The organism is Sphingobium lactosutens, assembly GCF_013393185.1.
GTDB lineage: Bacteria > Pseudomonadota > Alphaproteobacteria > Sphingomonadales > Sphingomonadaceae > Sphingobium > Sphingobium lactosutens_A.
This window is the reverse complement of record NZ_QJQX01000082.1, coordinates 12,446-34,891: the sequence shown is the minus strand read 5'-3', so window position 1 is coordinate 34,891 and position 22,446 is coordinate 12,446. Positions and strand designations below refer to the sequence as shown.

16 protein-coding genes and 3 tRNA genes are annotated in these 22,446 nt (G+C 63.9%); 8 read left to right on the top strand and 11 right to left on the bottom strand.

Annotated features, from left to right (window positions below):
- Positions 1-17 precede the first annotated feature (17 nt).
- Complete coding sequence (locus tag DM806_RS23960; RefSeq protein ID WP_179045665.1) at positions 18-2,294, top strand: ATP-dependent helicase; 2,277 nt, start codon at positions 18-20, stop codon at positions 2,292-2,294.
- 22 nt (positions 2,295-2,316) lie between these two features.
- Here DM806_RS23960 and DM806_RS23955 read toward each other — a convergent pair whose 3' ends face one another.
- The 4 genes from DM806_RS23955 to DM806_RS23940 all read right to left on the bottom strand — a co-directional run bounded on the left by DM806_RS23955 (position 2,317) and on the right by DM806_RS23940 (position 3,504).
- On the bottom strand, positions 2,317-2,559 hold the full coding sequence (locus tag DM806_RS23955; protein WP_179045664.1) for a hypothetical protein: 243 nt from the start codon (positions 2,557-2,559) through the stop codon (positions 2,317-2,319).
- Positions 2,560-2,727: 168 nt separating this feature from the next.
- Positions 2,728-2,803, bottom strand: a tRNA-Ala gene (locus DM806_RS23950).
- 192 nt (positions 2,804-2,995) lie between these two features.
- Positions 2,996-3,071, bottom strand: a tRNA-Ala gene (locus tag DM806_RS23945).
- 94 nt (positions 3,072-3,165) lie between these two features.
- The gene (locus DM806_RS23940) at positions 3,166-3,504 is read right to left on the bottom strand and encodes a TIGR02300 family protein (protein ID WP_179045663.1); all 339 of its coding nucleotides are present in this window, start codon (positions 3,502-3,504) and stop codon (positions 3,166-3,168) included.
- Positions 3,505-3,651: 147 nt separating this feature from the next.
- On the opposite strand from DM806_RS23940, the gene aroA reads away from it, so the two are divergent.
- The 6 genes from aroA (at position 3,652) to DM806_RS23910 (ending at position 10,083) form a co-directional block, all read left to right on the top strand.
- Positions 3,652-4,992, top strand: a complete 1,341-nt coding sequence (gene aroA / locus DM806_RS23935) for a 3-phosphoshikimate 1-carboxyvinyltransferase (protein WP_179045662.1) — start codon at positions 3,652-3,654, stop codon at positions 4,990-4,992.
- Entirely contained in the window at positions 4,989-5,618 is a 630-nt protein-coding gene (gene cmk / locus DM806_RS23930) for a (d)CMP kinase (RefSeq protein WP_179045661.1), read from the top strand. The genes aroA and cmk overlap by 4 nt, the downstream gene beginning before the upstream one ends.
- 178 nt (positions 5,619-5,796) lie before the next feature.
- A complete protein-coding gene (gene rpsA / locus DM806_RS23925) occupies positions 5,797-7,509 on the top strand; it encodes a 30S ribosomal protein S1 (protein ID WP_179045660.1) in 1,713 nt (570 codons plus the stop codon).
- Between the two features lie 166 nt (positions 7,510-7,675).
- A complete protein-coding gene (locus DM806_RS23920) occupies positions 7,676-7,978 on the top strand; it encodes an integration host factor subunit beta (RefSeq protein ID WP_179045659.1) in 303 nt (100 codons plus the stop codon).
- A 47-nt stretch (positions 7,979-8,025) separates the two neighbouring features.
- Positions 8,026-8,111 (top strand) — tRNA-Leu (locus DM806_RS23915).
- Between the two features lie 187 nt (positions 8,112-8,298).
- On the top strand, positions 8,299-10,083 hold the full coding sequence (locus tag DM806_RS23910) for a cation:proton antiporter domain-containing protein (protein ID WP_179045658.1): 1,785 nt from the start codon (positions 8,299-8,301) through the stop codon (positions 10,081-10,083).
- Here the strand turns inward: DM806_RS23910 and DM806_RS23905 are convergent.
- The 5 genes from DM806_RS23905 to DM806_RS23885 all read right to left on the bottom strand — a co-directional run bounded on the left by DM806_RS23905 (position 10,080) and on the right by DM806_RS23885 (position 17,546).
- Positions 10,080-11,024 (bottom strand): glutaminase, encoded by a 945-nt coding sequence (locus DM806_RS23905; RefSeq protein ID WP_179045657.1) that lies wholly within the window; start codon positions 11,022-11,024, stop codon positions 10,080-10,082. The two genes, DM806_RS23910 and DM806_RS23905, sit on opposite strands and share 4 nt — an antisense overlap.
- A gap of 69 nt (positions 11,025-11,093) precedes the next feature.
- Positions 11,094-11,597, bottom strand: a complete 504-nt coding sequence (locus DM806_RS23900) for a methylated-DNA--[protein]-cysteine S-methyltransferase (RefSeq protein WP_179045656.1) — start codon at positions 11,595-11,597, stop codon at positions 11,094-11,096.
- Positions 11,598-11,781: 184 nt separating this feature from the next.
- The gene (locus tag DM806_RS23895) at positions 11,782-13,197 is read right to left on the bottom strand and encodes an efflux transporter outer membrane subunit (RefSeq protein ID WP_179045655.1); all 1,416 of its coding nucleotides are present in this window, start codon (positions 13,195-13,197) and stop codon (positions 11,782-11,784) included.
- Between the two features lie 2 nt (positions 13,198-13,199).
- Positions 13,200-16,373, bottom strand: coding sequence for an efflux RND transporter permease subunit (locus DM806_RS23890; RefSeq protein WP_179045654.1), 3,174 nt, complete (start codon positions 16,371-16,373; stop codon positions 13,200-13,202).
- A 3-nt stretch (positions 16,374-16,376) separates the two neighbouring features.
- Positions 16,377-17,546 (bottom strand): efflux RND transporter periplasmic adaptor subunit, encoded by a 1,170-nt coding sequence (locus DM806_RS23885; RefSeq protein ID WP_179045653.1) that lies wholly within the window; start codon positions 17,544-17,546, stop codon positions 16,377-16,379.
- 120 nt (positions 17,547-17,666) lie between these two features.
- On the opposite strand from DM806_RS23885, the gene DM806_RS23880 reads away from it, so the two are divergent.
- Positions 17,667-18,257: a TetR/AcrR family transcriptional regulator gene (locus DM806_RS23880; RefSeq protein WP_179045652.1), complete on the top strand. Its 591-nt coding sequence runs from the start codon at positions 17,667-17,669 to the stop codon at positions 18,255-18,257.
- A gap of 4 nt (positions 18,258-18,261) precedes the next feature.
- Here DM806_RS23880 and DM806_RS23875 read toward each other — a convergent pair whose 3' ends face one another.
- Together DM806_RS23875 and DM806_RS23870 are read right to left on the bottom strand one after the other, a co-directional pair.
- Positions 18,262-19,386 carry a glycosyltransferase family 4 protein gene (locus DM806_RS23875; protein ID WP_179045651.1) on the bottom strand — a complete coding sequence of 375 codons (1,125 nt, stop codon included), beginning with the start codon at positions 19,384-19,386 and terminating at the stop codon, positions 18,262-18,264.
- A 101-nt stretch (positions 19,387-19,487) separates the two neighbouring features.
- The gene (locus DM806_RS23870; RefSeq protein ID WP_179045650.1) at positions 19,488-22,382 is read right to left on the bottom strand and encodes a M16 family metallopeptidase; all 2,895 of its coding nucleotides are present in this window, start codon (positions 22,380-22,382) and stop codon (positions 19,488-19,490) included.
- Positions 22,383-22,446: the final 64 nt, after the last annotated feature.

Below are 22,446 nucleotides of genomic sequence, written 5' to 3'. Positions count from 1 at the left end.
ATCCCTAGTTGACCCAGATGACGCTGCCAGCCCCCTCCCCAAATGATCCGCCCTATCTGAAGGGTCTGAACGAACCCCAGCGGGAGGCCGTGCTGACGACCGATGGGCCGGTGCTGGTGCTGGCTGGCGCCGGTACGGGCAAGACGGCGGCGCTGACCGCGCGGCTCGCCCATCTGATCGCGACACGACGCGCCTGGCCGTCGGAAATCCTGGCCGTCACCTTCACCAACAAGGCCGCACGGGAAATGCGCGTCCGCGTCGGCGCCATGATCGGCGACGCGGTCGAGGGGATGCCCTGGCTCGGCACCTTCCACGCCATCGCGGCCAGAATGCTGCGCCGCCATGCCGAACTGGTCGGCCTGCAATCCAATTTCACCATTCTCGACACCGACGACCAGTTGCGCCTGATGAAGCAACTGATCCAGGCGGAGGGGATCGACGAGAAGCGCTGGCCCGCGCGCCAGCTCGGCGGCCTGATCGACCAGTGGAAGAACAAGGGCTGGACGCCCGAGGATGTCGGCGCGGGCGAGAGCGAGGGCTACGCGCATGGCAAGGGGCAGAAGCTCTACGCCGCCTATCAGGCGCGACTGCGCGACGTGAATGCCTGTGATTTCGGTGACTTGCTGCTGCATATTCTCACGATTTTGAAGAAGCATCGTGATGTTCTGGAACAATATCAGCAGAAATTCCGCTACATCATGGTGGACGAATATCAGGACACCAATTCGAGCCAGTATCTCTGGCTGCGGCTGCTCGCCCAGACGCGCAAGAATATCTGCTGCGTGGGTGACGACGACCAGTCCATCTATTCATGGCGCGGCGCAGAGGTCGCCAATATCCTGCGGTTCGAAAAGGATTTTCCTGGCGCCACCATCATCCGGCTGGAACAGAATTACCGCTCCACTCCCCATATTCTGGGCGCGGCATCGGGCGTCATCGCCGAAAATGGCAATCGGCTCGGCAAGACGCTCTGGACCGACATCGACGTGGGCGAAAAAGTGCAGGTGGTCGGCGTCTGGGACGGCCCGGAAGAAGCCCGCCGCATCGGTGACGAGATCGAGGCGGTTCAGCGCCGGGGGGGATCGCTGGACTCGGTGGCGATTCTCGTTCGCGCTCAGCACCAGACGCGCGAGTTCGAAGACCGCTTCATCCAGATCGGCCTTCCCTATCGCATCGTCGGCGGCTTCCGCTTCTATGAACGCGCCGAAATCCGTGACGCGCTTGCTTATCTGCGGCTCGTCAACCAACCGGCCGACGACCTTGCCTTCGAGCGAATCGTCAACGTCCCCAAGCGCGGCCTTGGCGACAAGGCGGTGGAGAAGCTGCACCGACTCGCACGGGCGCAGGGCATTCCCCTTGCCCTTGCTGCTGCGCGCATCCTCGACACCGACGAACTGACGCCGCGGGCCCGCCGCTCGCTCGGCGCCTTCATCGGCGATCTGGCCCGCTGGCGCGATCGCGCCGCTCAATTGCCTCATGCCGAACTGGCGCGGCAGATATTGGACGAGAGCGGCTATACCGCCATGCTCCAGGCCGAACGCACCACCGAAAGCGCGGGCCGACTCGAAAATCTGAGCGAACTTGCCCGTGCCATGGAAGAATATGAGACGCTGGGCGCGTTCCTGGAGCATGTCAGCCTCGTCATGGACAATGAGGCGCAACAGGACGAACGCAAGGTCACGATCATGACCATTCACGCCGCCAAGGGGCTGGAGTTCGACAATGTGTTCCTTGCCGGCTGGGAGGAGGGCGTTTTCCCGTCGCAACGCGCGCTGGACGAAGGCGGCCTCAACAGCCTGGAGGAGGAGCGGCGGCTTGCCTATGTCGCGATCACGCGCGCGCGCAAGCGCTGCACCATCCTGCATGCAGCGAACCGTCGCATCTACGGCCAGTGGACCAGCAGCATCCCTTCGCGATTCGTCGGCGAACTGCCGCCGGAGCATGTCGAGGAAGAAAGCAGCATGAGCGGCGGCGCATCGCTCTGGCGCGCCAACTGGTCGGAACGGGACGATCCCTTCGCCAATGTCGCGCGCGGCAGCAGCCGCGGGCCGGGCTGGCAGCGCGCCCAATCCTCCGGCCAGTTCAACCGCGAACCCGTCCGAATCGTCGAGGCGCGGACCTCGGCCGTATCACTGGGCAATAAGGGCCGCAGCGACATGAGCATCGGGCTGCGCGTCTTTCACCAGAAGTTCGGCTATGGCACCGTCGCGGAGATCGAGGGCAACAAGCTGGAGATCGACTTCGAGACGGCCGGGCGCAAGCGGGTGATGGACAGCTTCGTGTCGCTGGTGTGAGCACGACCGGCAGCCGCTGGCCTCACTTTCCGTCGCAAGGCTTCGGACTGATCACCGTATAGCGCTCTGCCTGCGCCATGCAGCTATTGCTGAAGGTCTTGCGCCGCCATCCCTTGGCCGCGCACACGGGCGCATATTCGCGCGTGCAGATGGGCTTTCCCGGTCGGGGAGGACGCGGGCGATCCGGCCCCGGCATGGTTTCCATGCATCCGCCAAGGATCAGAATGGCCGCAAGGTTGCCAACCGACAGGATTGAACGCTTCATGGCAACTCCCCTTTTCGGTCCGCGATACGGCCCTTGGGAGATGCTGATCCCCAATCGGATGGATTGCAAGCCCGGCAAAGTTGATCGCCTAAGACCAACGGGCTTCGAAACTATCGATGGCCAAGAATTTTCGGGAATTTTCCCTCGGGCATTATCTCTGCCCGAAAATGGTGGAGCCTAGCGGGATCGAACCGCTGACCTCCTGCATGCCATGCAGGCGCTCTCCCAGCTGAGCTAAGGCCCCATCGTTTGCAGCAATGCCGCATCCCAATGGATCAAACCATGTCCGGCAAAAACCGTCGGCCGAATTACCGGTGTCCGTCGCTTGCGGAAGAACTGTCAAACAAGGTCACTTCTGACCTTCTGACACCCCTTCGCTTGCAACCAGGAGTTTTTCGGGAAAATGCCGCCAGGACATTTTCTTTCTCCGAAAAACTGGTGGAGCCTAGCGGGATCGAACCGCTGACCTCCTGCATGCCATGCAGGCGCTCTCCCAGCTGAGCTAAGGCCCCGTCACCAATTTTCCGAAAGCGCCGTTTGGGTCCGGCGCCTCGGAGGTCGCTGCCTCTAGGAGGAGGCGACCCCGTTGGCAAGCACAAATTTCAATTAATTGTCGTCGTCGTTATCATCGCCGCCCGCGTCGACGCCCAGGTCGTCATCGCCGCCCAGATCAACGTCATTATCCGGCGAATCGCCGTCGTCATCCACGTCCAGATCGATGTCCAGATCGTCGTCAGCCGTCTCCAGCTCGCCGTCGGCGGTCTCGATGACCTTCTTGGGTGCAACCTCTTCATAAGGCAGCGGCTGCTTCGACTTCAGCACCGGCTCCGGTTCCCAGGCGGTGTTGCAGTTGATGCAAGTCACCGGGTCGTCCTTGCCCAGGTCGTAGAAGCGAGTCGCGCATTTCGGGCAGGTCCGCTTCGTGCCCCATTCAGCCTTCACCATGTCCGGCCTGTTCCTTCTTCGATGCTCAAACAGAAATCACGCGGCGCGACGGATGTCGCCCGCGAAACGTCGGGCGCCTTGCCATAGCGAAACCGCGCTGTCAAAAGCCGCTCGCATTTTTTCGGTTCCAAGACATCGGATACCCCCGTGACCCAGCATAGCGATATTCCCGCCCCCAAGACCTTCACCGCCGCACCGGCCCTGTCCGGCAGCGTCACCGTGCCGGGCGACAAGAGCATTTCCCACCGGTCGCTGATGCTGTCGGCGCTCGCCGTGGGCGAAAGCCGCGTCGAAGGGCTGCTGGAGGGCGAGGATGTGCTCGCCACAGCCGCCGCGATGCGGGCAATGGGTGCGACCATCGAGCGGGACGAGGACGGCATCTGGCATATTCATGGCGTCGGCGTCGGCGGCCTGCTCCAGCCTCAGACCGCGCTCGACATGGGCAACAGCGGCACCTCCACCCGGCTACTGATGGGCTTGCTCGCCAGCCATGACCTGACCGCCACTTTCATTGGCGACGCCAGCCTGAGCAAACGCCCCATGGCGCGCGTGACCGAACCGCTGTCGCGCATGGGCGCCGGTTTCACGACCAGCCCCGGCGAGCGCCTGCCGCTCACGATGAAGGGCGCCTGCCCCGCAGTGCCGCTCGATTATCGCCTGCCGGTCGCTTCGGCGCAGGTGAAGTCGGCGATCCTGCTTGCCGGCCTCAACACTCCCGGCATTACTCGCGTCGTCGAACCGATCCCGACCCGAGACCATAGCGAGCGGATGCTCAAGGGCTTTGGCGCGGACCTGAATGTCGAGGTCGAAGCGGACGGCACGCGCATCATCACGCTCGTCGGCGAGGCGGAATTGAAACCTCAGCAGATCGTCGTGCCGGGCGACCCCTCCTCCGCCGCCTTCCCCATGGTCGCGGCGCTGCTGGTGCCGGGATCGAAGGTCAAGATCGCCAATGTCGGCCTGAACGCGACGCGCGCCGGCCTGATCGACTTGCTACGTGAAATGGGCGGATCGATCGAAATCACCGACGCCCGCGAAGTCGGCGGCGAGCCGGTCGGCGACCTGATCGTCACCGCGTCGGCGCTAAAGGGCGTCGAGCCGGACCCGGCCCGCGCGCCCAGCATGATCGACGAATATCCGGTCGCCTTCATCGCTGCCGCCCTCGCCGAAGGACGCAGCATCTTCCGCGGCCTGGAGGAACTGCGCGTCAAGGAATCGGACCGCATCGCCACGATGGCCGAAGGGCTGCGCGCTATCGGCGTGCAGGTTGAGGAACTGGAAGACGGCATCATCATCGATGGCAGCGGCGGCGCGCCGCTTGCTGGCGGTGGGCCGATCGCGACCAAGCTCGACCACCGTATCGCCATGAGCTTCGCGATCGCCGGCCTGGTGTCGAAGGATGGCGTCACCATAGACGACATGCGTCCGGTCGCGACCAGCTTTCCGACCTTCCTGCCGCTGCTCCAGTCGCTGGGCGCAGTAGCATGATCATCGCCGTTGACGGACCCGCCGCATCGGGCAAGGGCACCATCGCCAAGGCGCTGGGTCGCCATTATAGTTTGCCGGTGCTCGACACCGGCCTGCTCTACCGCGCGGTCGGCCTGTCCGTGCTCAAGCAGGGTGGCGACCCGGACCATGAGTCGGACGCGCTCGCCGCCTGCGATTTCGACGACTCGATCCTGGCCGACCCCGCGCTGCGCAGCGAAGCGGTCGGCAGCCTCGCCTCCCGCGTGTCCGTGCATCAAAGCGTGCGCGACGCCCTCGTCCAGCGTCAGCGCGACTTCGCCACCCAGCCGGGCGGCGCGATTCTCGACGGGCGCGACATCGGCACAGTGATCGCGCCCGATGCCGACGCCAAGATCTTCGTGACCGCCAGCGTCCATGTCCGCGCCGAACGCCGCTTCAAGGACGCTCTCTCCCACGGCGGCCATCCCGACATGGACAGCCTGATCGCGGATATTCAGGCGCGCGATACGCGCGACATGAGCCGCGACCATGCCCCGCTCAAGGTCGCCCATGGCGCGGACTTGCTAGACACGTCGGATTTGACTATAGACGCCGCCGTCCAGCGGGCTATCGCGCTTGTGGACGCCCAGCTTGAAGGTCGCCCCTGAGGAGTGACCCGATAAGGCGCGCGGATATTCCGGGTGCCCTTTTCGCTTATCCAGCCTGTGCGTTCTAGAGAGCCTAAGCCCCTGGATACGCGTTGGATATTCGGTCCCGCGCGTGGTTTGGCCAAAGACCATCGGACACAACCGATTGGCCAGCAATGATGAGTGAAGGACACTATATATGGCCTCTGTGGCATTCCCATCGCGCGACGATTTCGCCGCGCTTCTCAATGATTCCCTCGGTGGCGAGGACGGCGGCTTCGAAGGCCGCGTCGTCAAGGGCACCGTTACCGCCATCGAAAACGACCTGGCCGTCATCGACGTAGGTCTGAAGTCGGAAGGCCGCGTGCCGCTCCGCGAATTCGCCATGCCCGGGCAGAAGGCTGACCTGAAGGTCGGCGACGAAGTCGAAGTCTATGTCGACCGCGTCGAAAACGCCCATGGCGAAGCCATGCTGTCGCGCGACCGCGCTCGCCGCGAAGCCGCCTGGGACAAGCTGGAAGCCGAGTTCACCGAAAGCGCCCGCGTCGAAGGCGTCATCTTTGGCCGCGTCAAGGGTGGCTTCACCGTCGACCTCGACGGCGCCGTGGCCTTCCTGCCCGGTTCGCAGGTCGACATTCGCCCGGTTCGCGACGTCACCCCGCTGATGGACATCCCGCAGCCCTTCCAGATCCTCAAAATGGATCGTCGCCGCGGCAACATCGTCGTGTCGCGCCGCGCCATTTTGGAAGAAACCCGCGCCGAACAGCGCAGCGGCCTCATCCAGACGCTGGCCGAAGGCCAGATCATCGAAGGTGTCGTCAAGAACATCACCGATTATGGTGCGTTCGTTGACCTGGGCGGCATCGATGGCCTGCTGCACGTCACCGACCTGTCGTACAAGCGCATCAACCACCCGAACGAGATGATCAACATCGGCGACACCGTCCGTGTCCAGATCATCCGCATCAACCGCGACACCCAGCGCATCAGCCTCGGCATGAAGCAGCTGGAAAGCGATCCGTGGGAAGGCGCGTCGGCCAAGTATCCCGTCGGCGCCAAGCTGTCGGGCCGCGTCACGAACATCACCGAATATGGTGCGTTCGTCGAGCTGGAAGCCGGCATCGAAGGCCTGGTCCACGTTTCGGAAATGTCTTGGACCAAGAAGAACGTCCACCCCGGCAAGATCGTTTCGACCAGCCAGGAAGTCGAAGTTCTGGTTCTGGAAGTCGATCCGGAGAAGCGCCGCATCTCGCTCGGCCTCAAGCAGGCCCAGAACAACCCCTGGGACAGCTTCGCCGAACGTCACCCGATCGGCTCGACCGTCGAGGGCGAAGTCAAGAATGCGACCGAATTCGGCCTGTTCATCGGCCTGGACGGCGATGTGGACGGCATGGTCCACATGTCGGACATCGCCTGGGGCATTTCGGGCGAGGACGCGCTGGCTCTGCACCGCAAGGGCGAGACGGTTCAGGCCGTTGTTCTTGACATCGACGTCGAGAAGGAGCGCATCAGCCTTGGCATGAAGCAGCTTGAGCGTGGTGGTCCGGCTGCTGGCGGCACCTCCGCTGCTGCTGCCGGCCTGAACAAGAACGCGATCGTCACCGTGACCGTTCTGGAAGTCCGCGACGGTGGCCTGGAAGTCCAGGCTGGCGACGACGGCGCCACCGGCTTCATCAAGCGCAGCGACCTGGGTCGCGACCGCGACGAACAGCGTTCGGAACGCTTCCAGATCGGCCAGAAGTTCGATGCGATGGTGACTGGTTTCGACCGCGCCAAGAAGCCGACCTTCTCGATCAAGGCGATGCAGATCGCCGAAGAGAAGCAGGCGGTTGCGCAATATGGCTCGTCGGACAGCGGCGCGTCGCTGGGCGACATTCTGGGCGAAGCGCTCAAGGCCAAGAGCGAAGGCTGATCCTCTTAGGGATTACCTCTAAAAAGTCCGCCGGAACCAAGGTTCCGGCGGACTTTTGCTATTCTTGACGTAGCGAAACGATATTGCGCTGCCCGATTGCCAACTTCTTGCAAAAGCTTTATGAAATGCAGAAGGGGAACAGCTGCAGAGGGGCGCTGACGAACCAATGATCCGTTCAGAATTGATCCAGAAGCTGACTGACGAGAATCCGGAACTGACCGTGCCGGAGGTTGAGAGGATCGTTGATCTTTTCTTCAAGGAAATCGTCGACCGATTGGCAACGGGTGGCCGCGTGGAATTACGTGGCTTCGGCGCCTTCACGACCCGCTCGCGAGATGCCCGCACGGGGCGTAATCCTCGTACCGGCGAGCAGGTTCCGGTATCGGCGAAACGCGTGCCCTATTTCAAGCCGGGCAAGGAAATGCGCGAACGGCTGAATGGGGCGGGCGAATCCGTAACCGACGCTTGACCTCGTCGTCGCCAGCCTTCAGGGGATGCAGGCCCTGAAGGTTTCGGGCGGACGTGGCGAAATCGGTAGACGCAGCGGACTTAAAATCCGCCTCCCCCTGGGAATGCGGGTTCAAGTCCCGCCGTCCGTACCAGACTGAATTGCGGGGCTCTTCCTGCAGCACATGCTTGCCTCAAAGCGGACCACCTGCCGCCTGATCTCCCAAATTCGGATCATCGGATAGGAACGGCGACCTGCCGCAATCGGCAGGGCTTTGGATAATTCCGGCCTTTTTCTTGCACAGGGGTAGAATTTCCGCGCCCCAGCCGCGATGATGGGCCATGGCCGGCGCAATCAACCCCAACAGTTTCAGTGACTCCCTTGTCATCTTGGGAGCGGCGGGGCTCGTCATTCCCGGCTTTGCCCGCTTCCGGATCAGTCCGGTGATCGGGTTCATCCTGGTCGGCCTGGCGGTGGGGCCTGCGGGCCTCGGCGCGCTGGTGGGCGAATATCCCTGGCTTTACCATGTCACCATTTCCAACCAGGAAGCGATAGAACCCTTCGCCGAACTGGGCGTCATCCTGTTGCTGTTCTCGATCGGGCTGGAACTGAGCTTCCGGCGCCTATGGTCGATGCGAACGCAGGTGTTCGGCGTAGGCGCGACCGAATTGATCGGCAGCGGCCTGCTCATCGCCGCGGGCCTCTATCTACTCGGGCAGCCGACCGCGGGCGCGATCGGCCTGGGCCTTGCTCTCGCACTGTCCTCGACCGCCGTCGTGCTACCGATGGTCGGCACCCAGAGCGCGGTCGGACGCGCCGCCTTCTCGATGCTGTTGTTCGAGGATCTTGCCCTCGTCCCGATCATCTTCATGCTGGGCGCGCTCGCCCCGTCGGTTGCCGCCGGGCCTGATGGCGCCTGGAGCGAAATGGCCAACACCCTGCTGAAGGGCGGGATCACCATCGCCATCATGCTGGTGCTGGGCCGGCTGTTCCTGCCGCATATGTTCAGCCAGGCGGCGCGCACCAAAAGCCCGGAGGTTTTCCTCGCAGCCAGCCTGCTGGTGGTGATCGTTTCCAGCATGGCGACGTCGATCGCCGGCCTGTCGCCCATCGTGGGGGCGCTGCTCGCCGGGCTGCTCATCGCCGAAACCGACTATCATGGCGAAGTCGAGGTGATGACCGCGCCCTTCAAGGGGCTGGCTCTCGGCGTCTTCCTGATCACCGTGGGCATGAGCCTCGACATCCGCGTCATCCTTGCCAACTGGGAAAGCCTGCTGCTGGCCGTCGTCGGCGTCGTCCTTGCCAAGACGCTGGTTACGGGCGCGCTGCTCTACATATCCGGCGCGCGCAAGGGCGTGGCGCTGGAGGTCGGCGTGCTGATGTCCAGCCCCTCCGAAACGACGCTGATCGTGTTGTCGACTGCAGCCGCTGCCAACCTGATCCTGCCGTCGACCGCAGCCTTCTGGCAAATCGTCACGGCCATCGGCCTCACGATCACGCCGCTGCTGGCGCGCGTCGGGCATGACATCGCCCGGCGGCTGGAAATGGCGCTGGGCGAAGAACAGGCCGAGCCGGAGCAGGCGCATACGGAAGCGGCCGCGGTGGTCATCGGTTTCGGTCGCGTCGGACGGATGGTGTGCGATCTGCTGCGCACCCATAATCAACGCTTCATCGTCGTCGAATCGGACCCGGATGTCGTCGCGGAAGCGCGGCGTGGCGGTTATCCGATCCTGTTCGGCGACGTCGCGCGCGCGGAAATGCTCGACAAGCTGCGGCTCGGCCATGCCCGCGCGCTGATCCTGACGATGGACGATCCGGTGTTGTCGGTGCGCGTGACCAAGCGGGTGCGCGGCTGGGTGCCCGACCTGCCGATCATCGCCCGTGCCCGCGATACCGATCATGCCGCGCAACTCTACAAGGCTGGCGCGAGCGACGCGGTGCCTGAAACGCTGGAAAGCTCTCTGCAACTGGCAGAGACGGCTTTGGTCGATCTGGGCGTCGCCATGGGGCCGGTCATCGCCTCCATCCACCAGATGCGCGAGGATCTGCGCGTGGGCATCAAGGATGCGGCGCAGCTCCAGATTGCGCCGAAGCTGCGACGCCTGCGCGCGGACGAGATTGGTTAATCGCCCTCCGGCGGCGGGCTGAATACCGACCAACCGGTCCGCTGCGCCAGTTCCTCCAGCGCCAATGTGCCAAGTTGACTGTTGCCGCTGGCATTCAGGCCAGGCGACCAGACCGCGATCGACGCCCGGCCCGGCACGATCGCCAATATGCCGCCGCCGACCCCCGACTTGCCGGGTATGCCGACGCGAAAGGCAAAGTCGCCCGACGCGTCATAATGACCGCAGGTCAGCATCAGCGCGTTGATACGCCGCGCGCGCCGGGGCGAGACCACTCTGCCCCCTTCCGGATGGCGACCGTCGAGCATCAGATAGCGTCCCGCCAGTGCCAGCTGCCGGCAACTCATCTCGATCGCGCATTGATGGAAATAGGTGCCCAGCACCAGATCGACAGGATGGCGCACATTATCGAAGGCCCGCATATAGTTGGCGAGCGCCATGTTGCGAAATCCGGTGGCCGTTTCCGATGCCGCCACCGCCTCGTTGATCGCGACTTCATCATCGCCGGCAAGATAGCGAACGAAGCGCAGCATCTCGCCGATCGCCACCCTTGGCTGATGCCCGCCCAGATTGACGTCCGCCACGACGATCGCGCCGGCATTGATGAAGGGGTTGCGCGGCATGCCATGCTCCTGTTCGAGCTGGACGATCGAGTTGAAGGCATTGCCGGAAGGCTCCCGCCCTACCCTGTCCCACAGTTGGTCGCCGACCTTGCCCAGCGCCAGGGTCAGGGCGAAGACCTTGGAGATGGACTGGATCGAGAAGCCGGTTTCGGCATCGCCGCCCGTCAGGATGCGGCCGTCCGCGGTCGCAATCGCAATGCCGAATTGTCCCGGATCGATCTTGGCCAGTTCGGGAATATAGCTGGCGACCGTGCCGCGCTCGTCCGCCGCGCCCATGGCGGTAACGATATCGGCGACGATCACATCCAGGTCAGGTGTCATGATCGCGTCCGCATAGCCTCGCCTGTTCGACAAGCATAGGCTGTAACGGCTTTTTGGACAGCGAGAAAATCAGAGCAGGCGCGGCTCTTGCCCCTGGCCCTGTTCATGCGCCAACAGCCAGCGCTTGGTTTCCAGGCCGCCGGCAAAGCCCGTCAGCGCGCCATTGCTGCCCACCACCCTATGACAGGGAGCCACGATGGAGAGCGGATTGCGGCCATTGGCGGCCCCGACCGCACGCACGGCTGAGGGGCGACCGATCGCGCGGGCAATATCGCCATAGCTGCGCGTCTCACCAAAGGGAATATCGAGCAACGCGGTCCAGACGCTCCGCTGGAAATCAGTGCCGCGCGGATCGAGGGGCAGGTCGAACATGGTCCGCTCCCCCGCGAAATAGGCAGCAAACTGGACGATCGCCTGCGCCAGCACCGGATGATCCGGCTGCTCGCGCGTTGCGTCCAGGCGAACCCGATCGGGCGCGTCGTCGGGCCAGAGGACCGCCACCAGCCCCGTGTCGCTCGCCACCAGGGGCAGCGCACCGACGGGGGACTGGAAGATCGTGCGGAACAGGCTCATGTCACTCTCCATCATTACCGCGCCCTGATAGCGCTGAATGAAGAGAGCCGCCTCCCTCCGCTTGCTTTCAAAGCCAGAGCGCGCTGCGTAAAAATCTGACGCTGATCGCGCGCTCCAGTTCTTTGTTGTCGCATCTTTTTTCTGCGCAAAATCGGTACACGATTTTGCGCACGATGCTCCGACCTTATTTCAGGCCGCCACCCATGGCGCGGTAGAGTTCCACAAGATTGCTCGCTCGCGTCAGCCGCGTGGCGAGCAGGCTCTGCTCCGCCGCATAGAGCGAACGCTGCGAATCCAGCGTCGTCAGGAAGGTGTCGACACCCGACCGGAAGCGTGCTTCCGAAAGGGTGTAGGCGACCCGTGCGGAATCGCGCTGCGACGTCTGCGCCTCCAGTTGCTGGCCCATCGTGCCGCGCCGCGCCAACGCGTCCGCGACTTCACGGAAGCCGGTCTGGACGCTCTTCTCATAGGTGGCGAGCATCGCGTCATAGGTCGCCTTAGCATAGCGAAGATTGCCCTTGTTCCGGCCGAAGTCGAAGATCGGCAGGGTCGCGCTGGGGGCGACCGACCAGGAATCGCTGCCCGAAGCGAACAGGCTGGACAGTCCAAGGCTCACCGTCCCCAATGCCGCGGTCAGCGAGATTTGCGGGAAGAAGGCCGCCCGCGCCGCGCCGATATTGGCATTGGCGCCACGCAGCTGGTGCTCTGCCGACGCGATATCAGGCCGGCGTAGCAGGATGTCCGACGAAATGCCGGCAGGCAGGTTGTCGATCGTCGCATTCTGCTCCGGAAACGCCTCCGGCAGATCGGTTGTCGGGACGGTCGTACCCGCCAGCAGGTTCAACGCATTCTGGTCCTGCGCTACCAGGGTCGTCGCCTGGGCGATGTCCGACCGGGCTGAATCATAGCTGGTCTGCGCCTGCCGCACTTCCAGTTCGGACGCGATGCCCTTGTCGAAGCGCGCCCTGGTCAGTTCCAGCGTCTTGCCGAACGCCTTCTCCAGATCGCGGGCGATGCGCAGCCTTTCCTGATCCGCCGCCATCGTCAGCCAGGCATTGGCCGTCTCTGCGATCAGGCTGGTCTGGGCCGCATTGCGGGTTTCGACGCTCGCAAAATATTGCTCCTGCGCCGCCTTGGTCAGGTTGCGCACCCGGCCGAACAAGTCGATCTCCCAGGCCGAAATACCGACCTGCGCCTGATAGACGTCCGTGTTCAACCGCTGGGCCTGACCGAACTGGACGAGCGGTTGCTCGGAATAGGTCGCCGTCCCGGTCGCCCCCACCGTGGGGAGAAGATCGGCCCGCTGCACCCGATATTGCGCCCGTGCCTGCGCCACATTCGCGACCGCCAGACGAAGGTCGCGATTATTGGCGAGCGCGGTTTCGATTACCCGCGCCAGCCGGGCATCGGTGAAGAAATCGCGCCAGCCAGTCTCCGCCGGCACGATCGCAACCTGCGCCCCATCGGCAGCATAAGCCGGCCCCTCGGGGGTGGCGACAGGCACGGGCAATTCCGGCCGGACATATTTGGGCGCCATGTCGCAGGCGGCCAGCGCCAGCGTGAGGGTTATGGCACCCAGCGCTTTCATATTGCGCTTCATCTTCAAGCCTCCTGCGGCGCGTGCGGGGTTGCCGTATCGCCAGCCGCTTCATGGTTCTTATGTTCGCGGAACAACCGCTTCACGACAGTGAAGAAGACGGGGACGAAGAACACCGCCAGCACCGTCGCCGACAACATCCCGCCGACCACCGCCCAGCCAATCGCATTCTGACCGCCCGCTCCCGCGCCCTTCGACACTGCCAGCGGCAGCACGCCGAAGATGAAGGCGAAACTGGTCATCAGGATCGGCCGCAGACGCAGCTTGCCCGCTTCCAGCGCCGCCTGCGCCGGCGCCATTCCTTCTCGCATTTTCTCTTCGGCGAACTCGACGATCAGGATCGCGTTCTTCGCCGACACACCGATGGTCGTGATCAGGCCGACCTGAAGGTAGATGTCGTTGTTCAGCCCGGCCAGTCTGGCCGCGATCACGGCGCCCAGCACGCCCAGCGGCACCACCAGCATCACCGCAATCGGCACCGACCAGCTCTCATAAAGAGCCGCAAGACACAGGAACACGATCAGCATCGACAGCGCATAGACATAGGGCGCCTGACCACCGGACGTCCGCTCCTCATAGGAGATGCCGTTCCAGCTGAAGCCGATGCCGGCCGGCAGCTTGGCGGCGAATTCCTCCATCGCCTGCATCGCCGTACCGCTCGATACGCCGGGTGCAGGCGCACCCTGGATGTTCATCGACGGAACGCCGTTGAACCGTTCCAGACGCGCCGGACCCTGCACCCACTCGGTGGTGGCGAAGGCCGACAGCGGCGCCATCGCGCCAGTGCTACCGCGCACGTGGAAGGCGTTGATGGCGTCGGGCGACGTGCGGAACGGCGCTTCCGCCTGGACGAAGACCCGCTTCACGCGATCGCGATCGATGAAGTCGTTGACATAGGCGCCACCCAGATTGGTGCTGATCGTGTCGTTGACGTCGGACTGGGCGATACCCAGCGCGCCCGCCGCCGCTTGATCGACGTTCAGCTTCAGTTGCGCCGTGTCTTCCAGACCGTTGGGACGAACCTGCGCCAGGCGCTTGTCGCCCATCGCCATGCCGAGCAGCTGGTTGCGTGCCGCCAGCAGCTTTTCATGACCCAGATTGGCCTGGTCGAGCAGCTGGAAGTCGAAACCGGACGCATTGCCCAGTTCCTGCACCGCCGGCGGCACAAAGGCGAAGGCCATGCCCGACGAGATCTTCTGGAACGCCATGTTGGCGCGCAGGGCGATTGCGGGAACCCGGTCGTCCGCAGACTTGCGGTCCTCCCAATCCTTCATTCGAGCGAACACGATGCCGACATTCTGGCCCTGCCCCACGAAGCCGAAGCCCGCGATGGTGAAGACGGCCGAGACATTCTTCTTTTCGTCCACCAGATAATGGTTGCGCATCCGGGTCAGCGCGCGTTCGGTCTCTTCCAGCGTCGTGCCCGCTGGCAGCGACACCTGGTTGATGATGATGCCCTGATCCTCGTCAGGCAGAAAGCCGCTCGGCAGGCGCAGGAAGATGAAGGCCATGCCGACCACGATCAGGCCATAGACCAGCATCGTCCGGCCCCAGCGATGCTCTACCTTCTCGACGCCCTTTCCGTAGCGGACCACGCCCTTGTCGAAGGTGCGGTTGAACCAGTCGAAGAAGCGACCCAGTTTCGATCCGATCGGCCCATGCCAGCTATGCCCTTGCGAGGCGGGCTTCAGGATCGTGGCGCACAGCGCCGGGGTGAGGATCAACGCCACCAGCACCGACAGGATCATCGACGACACGATGGTGATCGAAAACTGGCGGAAGATGACGCCGGTCGAGCCGCCGAAGAAGGCCATCGGCAGGAACACCGCCGACAGGACCAGGCCGATGCCGATCAGCGCGCCGCTGATTTCGTCCATCGACTTGCGGGCCGCTTCCTTCGGGCTAAGCCCTTCATCCTGGATCAGGCGTTCGACATTCTCGACTACGACGATCGCGTCGTCGACCAGCAGGCCGATCGCCAGCACCATGCCGAACAGGGTCAGCGTGTTGATGGTGAAGCCGGCCACGCTCAGGATCGCCAGTGCGCCCAGCAGCACCACCGGCACCGCGATGGTCGGGATCAGCGTCGCGCGCCAGTTCTGAAGGAACAGGAACATCACGACGAAGACAAGCAGCACCGCCTCGAACAGGGTATGGATGACCTGTTCAACCGACAGCTTGACGAAGGTCGAGTTGTCGACGGGGAAGTCATATTTGACCCAGCTGGGGAAGTTCTTCGACAGCTGGTCGACGCGGCTCTTCACCGCCTCCACCGTGTCGAGCGCGTTCGCGCCCGGCGCCAGCTTGACGCCGAAGCCCGATGCCGGATGGCCGTTGAACTTCACGCCGAAGCCATAGGTTTCCGCGCCCAGTTCGACCTTGGCGACATCCGACATCAGCACGACCGAACCGTCGCTGTTGCTGCGCAGGCGGATGTTACGGAATTCCTCCGGCGTGCGCAGGCGCGACTGGGCGGTGACGGTAGCGTTGAGCGCCTGCCCCTTGGGCGAGGGCGAACCACCGATCTGGCCGGCCGACACCTGCGCGTTCTGCGCCGTGATCGCCGATTTGACGTCACCCGTGGTGATGCCCAGATTGGCCATCTTGTACGGGTCGAGCCAGATGCGCATCGCATAGGGCGAACCGAACAGCTGCGTGTCGCCGACACCGGTGACGCGGCTGATCGGATCCTGAAGCGTCGACGCGATGAAGTCGCTCGCATCTTCCTGATCGTGAATGCCGTCATCGGCATAGACGGCCATAATCAGCAGGAAGCTGGAGGTTGACTTGCTGACGCGCAGGCCCTGCTGCTGCACTTCCTGCGGCAGCAAAGGCGTCGCCTGCGACAGCTTGTTCTGCACCTGCACCTGCGCGATGTCAGGGTCGGTGCCCTGCTCGAAGGTCAGGGTGATGTTGAGGTTGCCCGAACCGTCGCTGGTCGACGAGAAATAGCGCAGATTGTCGATGCCCTTGAGCTGCTGCTCGATGATCTGCGTGGTGGTGCTTTCCAGCGTCTGGGCGTTCGCGCCCGGATAGGTGGTCTGGATCGTCACCGCCGGCGGCGCGATTTCCGGGAACTGCGCGACTGGCAGCGACCGGATCGCAAGCAGACCCGCGAGCATGATGACGATGGCGATGACCCATGCGAAGATGGGCCTGTCGATGAAATAACGGGCCATGGCTTAGTTCGCTCCGCCCTGCGCACCCTGCGCACCATTGGCGGCAGCCGTCACCTGCTGCGGCGCGCCGGGCTTCACCACGGTGCCCGGCCGCAAATTCACCAGCCCCTCGACGATCAGCTTGTCGCCAGGCTTCAGGCCGCTGGTGACAATCCACTTGTCGCCGATCGCGCGATCCACCTCGACCTGGCGCAATTCGGCCTTGTTGTCCTTGCCCACGACCATCGCGGTCGCACGGCCGCGCGCATCGCGGCTGATCCCCTGCTGCGGCGCCAGAATGGCCTGTGCCACCTGCCCTTCGACCAGCTTCGCACGGACATACATGCCCGGCAACAGCAGGCCGTCAGGATTGGCGAAGGTCGCGCGCAGCGTCACCGCACCGGACGCCTGATCGACCGTCACTTCGGAAAATTGCAGGCGCCCCTCGATCGGATAGGCGCTGCCATTGGGCAGCACCAGTTGAATACGCGCGCCATCGCCCTCGCTGACACCACCCTTTTTCATCGCCTGCTTGAGGTCGATGATCTGGGCAGCCGACTGCGTCACGTCGACATAGACGGTGTCGGTACGCTGGATGGTCGTGAGCGCATCCGCCTGCCCCGCCTGCACCAGCGCGCCAGGGGTAAAGAGCGAACGGCTGATGCGGCCGGAAATGGGCGCACGGATGCGGGTGAAATTCTGGTTCACCTGCGCCGCCTGCAACGCGCCACGCTGTGCCGCGACATTGGCGCGCGCCTGCTGCGCGGTGGCCACCGCGTCATCATATTGCTGCTTGCTGACCGCGTTGATCGCGACCAGATCCTTGTAGCGCTGCGCCTGGAGGTTGGTCGAATTGATCGTCGCATTAGCGCTGGCCAGCGAACCCTGCGCCTGCGCGAGTGCGGCGCGATAGGGCGCGTCGTCGATCTCGTACAGCAGCTGCCCGGCACGCACGAAGCCGCCCTCTTCAAAAAGGCGGCGGCGAATGATGCCGCTGATCTGCGGGCGGACTTCGGCCGTTTCGAAGGCTGTGATGCGGCCCGGCAACTCGTTGAGCAGCGGCGCCGACTCGGTTGCCAACGTTACGACACCGACTGCGGGCGGCGGCGGCGCGGGCGGCGGGCTCTCGCCGCACGCGCTCAGCGCCAAGGCCGACGCGCACGCCAGCAAACCGGTGAAAATCCCCTTTTGCATCGCCTATATTCCGTTTCGGTTTGGATCATTACATGCGGAATGAACGTTCATTCCGCTTGCCGGGCACCTAAGATCATGGCACAGAATATTCAAGAGGCGAAAAACGCCAAGGGGTAGAAAATGGTTGCAGTGCAACATGAAAAAGACGGTCGAAGCCGCATATTGACCACCGCGCGCGACCTTTTTGCGACAAAGGGGTTCCACCAGACCTCGATGGCACAGCTTGCCTCCGCCGCGCAGGTTTCGGTCGGCCAAATTTACCGACTTTTCAAGGGCAAGGAAGATATTATCGAGGCGCTGGTCCAGTCGGATTCCAACGCGTGGAATGCGGACATGGTTGTTTTGCGCACGAAACTGGAAGCCGGCGCGCTCAGCCTTGAGCAAACTTTCGAGCAACTTTTGCTGCACGGCACCGAAAGCGAGAAGGACGAGGCCTTCTCTTTCGACATATTGGCCGAGTCGTTTCGCAATGAAGCGGTCGGCGAAACGATCGCCACTTTATGCGCCGGATTTCGCGCCATTCTCCGCGACTTCGCCTGCATCGCCAATCCCGATCTGTCGGGCGAAGCGCTGGATGCAGCGGAAGAATTGATCCTCGCCTGCATGTTCGGTTTCGGTCATCGCAGCGTCTCCCGCCCGAAACTGAGCGCCCAACGCGCCGCCCGACGGGGCGCCCAGATGATCGTCGCCGGACTGAAGGCCGTGCACTGACGTGTTAGACCAACCGTCGATACACGTCCACCGTCTCATGCGCGCAGCGATCCCAGCTAAAGCGCCCTGCCACGCCCAGCCCCTTTTCCACCGCCGCTTGTCGCCAGGGCGCATCGACCAGCGCCTGCTCCAGCCGACGCGAGAAATCGCCGACATCTTCGGGCTGCACCAGCATTGCAGCGCCGCCGGTGACTTCCGGCAGGCAGGAGGCGTCGGCGACCACCACCGGCACCCCGCTCGCCATCGCCTCGACCGGCGGCAGGCCGAAGCCTTCATAGACGGACGGATAAACGAACAACGCCGCTCCGGCATAGAGTAGCGGCAAATCCTCTTCCGGTACGAAGCCGAGATAGCGGACCCAGCCCTGCCGCGCGCCCTTGTCCATAAGGTCGCGGATCCCATCACTGAGCCAGCCGGCCCCGCCCGTCACCATCAACGGCCAGCGATCACGTATCTCTCGCGGCAGATTTTCCCAGGCATGGAGCAATTCGGTGATCCGCTTGCGCGGCTCGACGGTCGAGACGCAAAGCGCATAGCCTTGCGGTACGAGATCATAGCGCGTCAGGGCTGGCGCAATGGCCGCCGCCGGACGCGGATGGAAGGCCGGACTTGCCGCCAGCGGAACCGCCGTGATCCTGTCCCTGTCGAACCCCAGGAATTCGGCCACTTCGCCGCGCGTCGTCTCACTGTCGGTGATGATATGGCCTGCCCGGTCGACCGATCCGCGGAAATGGCGCTCGAACTGGCGCAACCGTTCGGCTGGGTGCGTTTCGGGATAGCGGAAGATCGAAAGGTCATGGACGGTGATGACCCCACCGGCGGCTGATGACGGCAGGAAATAGTTGGGGCCATGGAACAGGCGGCCGCGCATGACAGCGGCATCGCGCAGCCGCAAGGCCCAGCGATTTCGCTTTCGCAGCCAGCGTAGCGGCTTGTTCCCCCAGAGCGGAACGCCGGCAGTATCCAACAGCCTTGCCGGCTCAGCAATCCATTCGCCATTGCGATAGAAACGCAGGCTGCGCATGCCGCTGACCAACGGCAGGCGCTGCGCCAGTTCCCAACTGTAGCGGCCGATACCCGACAGGTGAGGCTCCAGCGCCTCCACCGACAATATGACCCGCAGGCTCATCGCAACCCGTCCGTCATGCGTCTGTGTCTCCACCCGTGTTACCGGCGCGTAGCGTTACCCGCACTGCCGGAGCAAGCGAAAAGGGGCCGCGTCCGACCAGCCTATTTCGCCGCTACGCCCTCCGGCAGGACGGTTGCCGACCAGCTTTTGCCCGGCACCAGATATTTGGCGGCCAGCGCCTGCAAGTCCGTCGGCGTCACGTTCAACATATCCTTGGACATATTCTGCATCGCCTGGACATAGCGGGCATCATGGGTCGCGCCTTCCATCTGGTTCATCCAGAAGGCGTTGCCCGTGCTTGCGCGCATCAGTAATTGCTGCATCGGCGCGACCGCCCGCTGCAATTCGTCGGCGCTAACCGGATTCTTGACGAGGTCCGCCGCCGTGGCCTTCACCACATCATAGAAATAGGCGATCCGATCCGGCCGCACCTGGCTGGTGACAAGGATATAGCCGCCGCTTTCATAGGAAAAGGGCCAGTTATTCTGGACGCTTGGCGAATAGGCCGCCCCCTCGGTAGAGCGAAGCTTGTCGAACAGCCGGTCGTTGAAGATCTGGGTCAGGATTTCCAGTTGCCGACCTTCCTTCTGCAACGCAAAGCCGCCCGCCGTCGGCCAAGCGATGACCGCCGCAGCCTGATCCTTGTCGCCCTTGTGCCGCAGGACGACGGGCACTGTCGTGTGAGCGGGGAAGCGCATCGCCTTGTTGGCTGCGGGAACCGGCGTATCGGGGCGCTGGGGCATGGCGCCAAAGGTCGCCGCAACTGCCTGGATCGCCTCCTCCGCCTTCACATGGCCGAAAATCTGGATTTCGATCGGACCGGACGCCAGCACCGGCTCCCAGGTCGAGCGGAAGGCCTGCGGCGTCAGCGCCTCAATCTCGGTGCGCGACGGGGTGCGGAACCGCACATCCTTGTCATGCAGCAGCCAGTTGAGGTCGCGCCCCAGCACCGCGTCGGGCGACCGCGACATGGCGTCGTAGGCAACGATCGCCCCGGTCTTCACCCTTGCGATCGGCGCCGGATCCCAGCCCGGCGCGGCCAGCTTTGCCGCGAACAGGCGCAACTGGTCCTTATAGTCCGCCGGGCGCGTGATCGCCTGCAGTTCGAAAGCGTCGTCATCGACATCGAAATCCATGCCCATGCGCCGGCCGATGGTCAGTTCGTCCAGTTCGCGCTGGCCAAGCTTGCCAATGCCGCTCGCCACCAGCGCATAATCGCCCGCCCAGCTTGCGACTGGCTTGGTCGGTGAGAAGGCCTGCTGCCCATGGCCGAAGCGCACATTGATGCGCACCTTCTCCGGCTCGGCGTCATTGGCGAACAGGGTCAACTTGACGCCGTTGGAGAAGGTGATCGTCTCCATGCTTGGCAGGCCGACCTGCTCGCGCGATAACACCGTGGCGGGCGCGCCGAATTTGGGCAGATCGTCCATCGTCACTGGCTTGTCGGCCAGTCGGGCGTTGGTCGCTGCCTTCACTGGCGCAGCCACCGCCGCCGCCAGCTTCGCATCGACGCCCGGCTCGATCTTGCCCGTCACCAGAAGCGCACGGAACACCCCGGCGGAAAAGAGCCGCTGCGTCGATTCCAGTATCTTGGCCGGCGTCATCGCCGGCTTTCCCGCGCGAAAGATATCGACCGCCGCCTGCGGGCTGACCGTGGTTTCGCGGATATCGACCGCACTTACCAGATCGCTTGCCTGCTTGGCCCCGGCTTCCGTCGGCGAATTTTCGACCTGGATGGCAAGCGCCATGTCCATCTGCGCATATTCGCGATCGATCTCGGCCTGGCTCGGCGGCGTCGCCTTCGCGTCCTCCACGATGGCGCGCACGTCGCTTAGCGCCTTTTCCCAATTGTCCCCGCTGGGGATGATCGACAGAAAGGTGCCGTCGGCCGATCGGCTGACATCCTGCTGCTCGACATTGGCCTGAAGAAAACTGCCGCCGGCCCGCGCCGCCTGCTCGAAGCGGCGGCTGATGATCTGGAGCGCCAGCATGTCGGTCAGCTTGTCCTGATTATAGACGATCGTGTCCGCATGCGGCTTCCACGGCCGCAGCCAGGCCATGGTCAGTCCGGTGGGCGCGCCCGGCTCGACCAGCACCGCCGTCGCCGGCAGCTTGGCGTCCGGCGCACCGAAGTCGGGGATCGCCGCCCCCTTGCCCGCAGCCGTCCAGCTGGTGAAATTATCCTTGATCAACTGTTCGGCGAGCGCTGGGTCGATGTCGCCCGAAATCGCGATCACCGCATTTTCGGGGCGATACCAACGCTGATGAAACGCCTCCAGCTTCGCCGCCGTCGCGGCATTCAGCGTCGCTACAGTGCCGATCGGCGCATGTTCAGCCAGCGGCTGACCCGCGAAGAAATGCTTGCGGCTCGCGTCGGACACGCGGCTCTGCGGCCCGTCGCTCTCCCGCTTTTCCGCCAGCACGACCGCGCGCTCGGCATCGACGGCGCTGTCAACGATATTGGGGTCGAGCATCATCCCGGCCAGGATCTTCATACTCTCGCCCAGCGTCGCCTGCGTCGCCTGCGGCAGGTCGAGCGCATAGGTCGTACCGGTCGGCGTGGTCTGCGCATTGCTGTCGCTGCCGAAGGTCACGCCCAGCCGCTGCCAGATCCGCTTCGACTCGCCATCGGGCACATGGCGCGAGCCGCGCATGGAGAGATGCTCCATATAATGGGCATAGCCCTGCTCATCCTCGCGCTCCATCAGCGACCCGGCATCTATCCGAAGCCGGACGGAAACCTGCCCCGGCGGTACGCCATTGCGCCGGATGGCGTAGCGCAGCCCGTTCGGCAACGTGCCGAACCGCCACGCCGTATCGATTGGCACATCGCTGTTTTCGTAGAGCCAGGGGCGCGTTTGCGCCTGCGTCGCGCCTGCGGCAGGGGCCGGAATAGCGGCCGGGTCGGTCTTCGCCGCCAATGGCAGCGCGGAACCCGACAGAAGCAGGGCGAGGATGGTGAGCGAAGCGGCCGAACGGCGGGAGGAAAAACGCATAGGCGCAGCAGCCTAGCGGCATTTTCCTGAATGGCCACTGACAATGACAGTTATGGGGACGGTC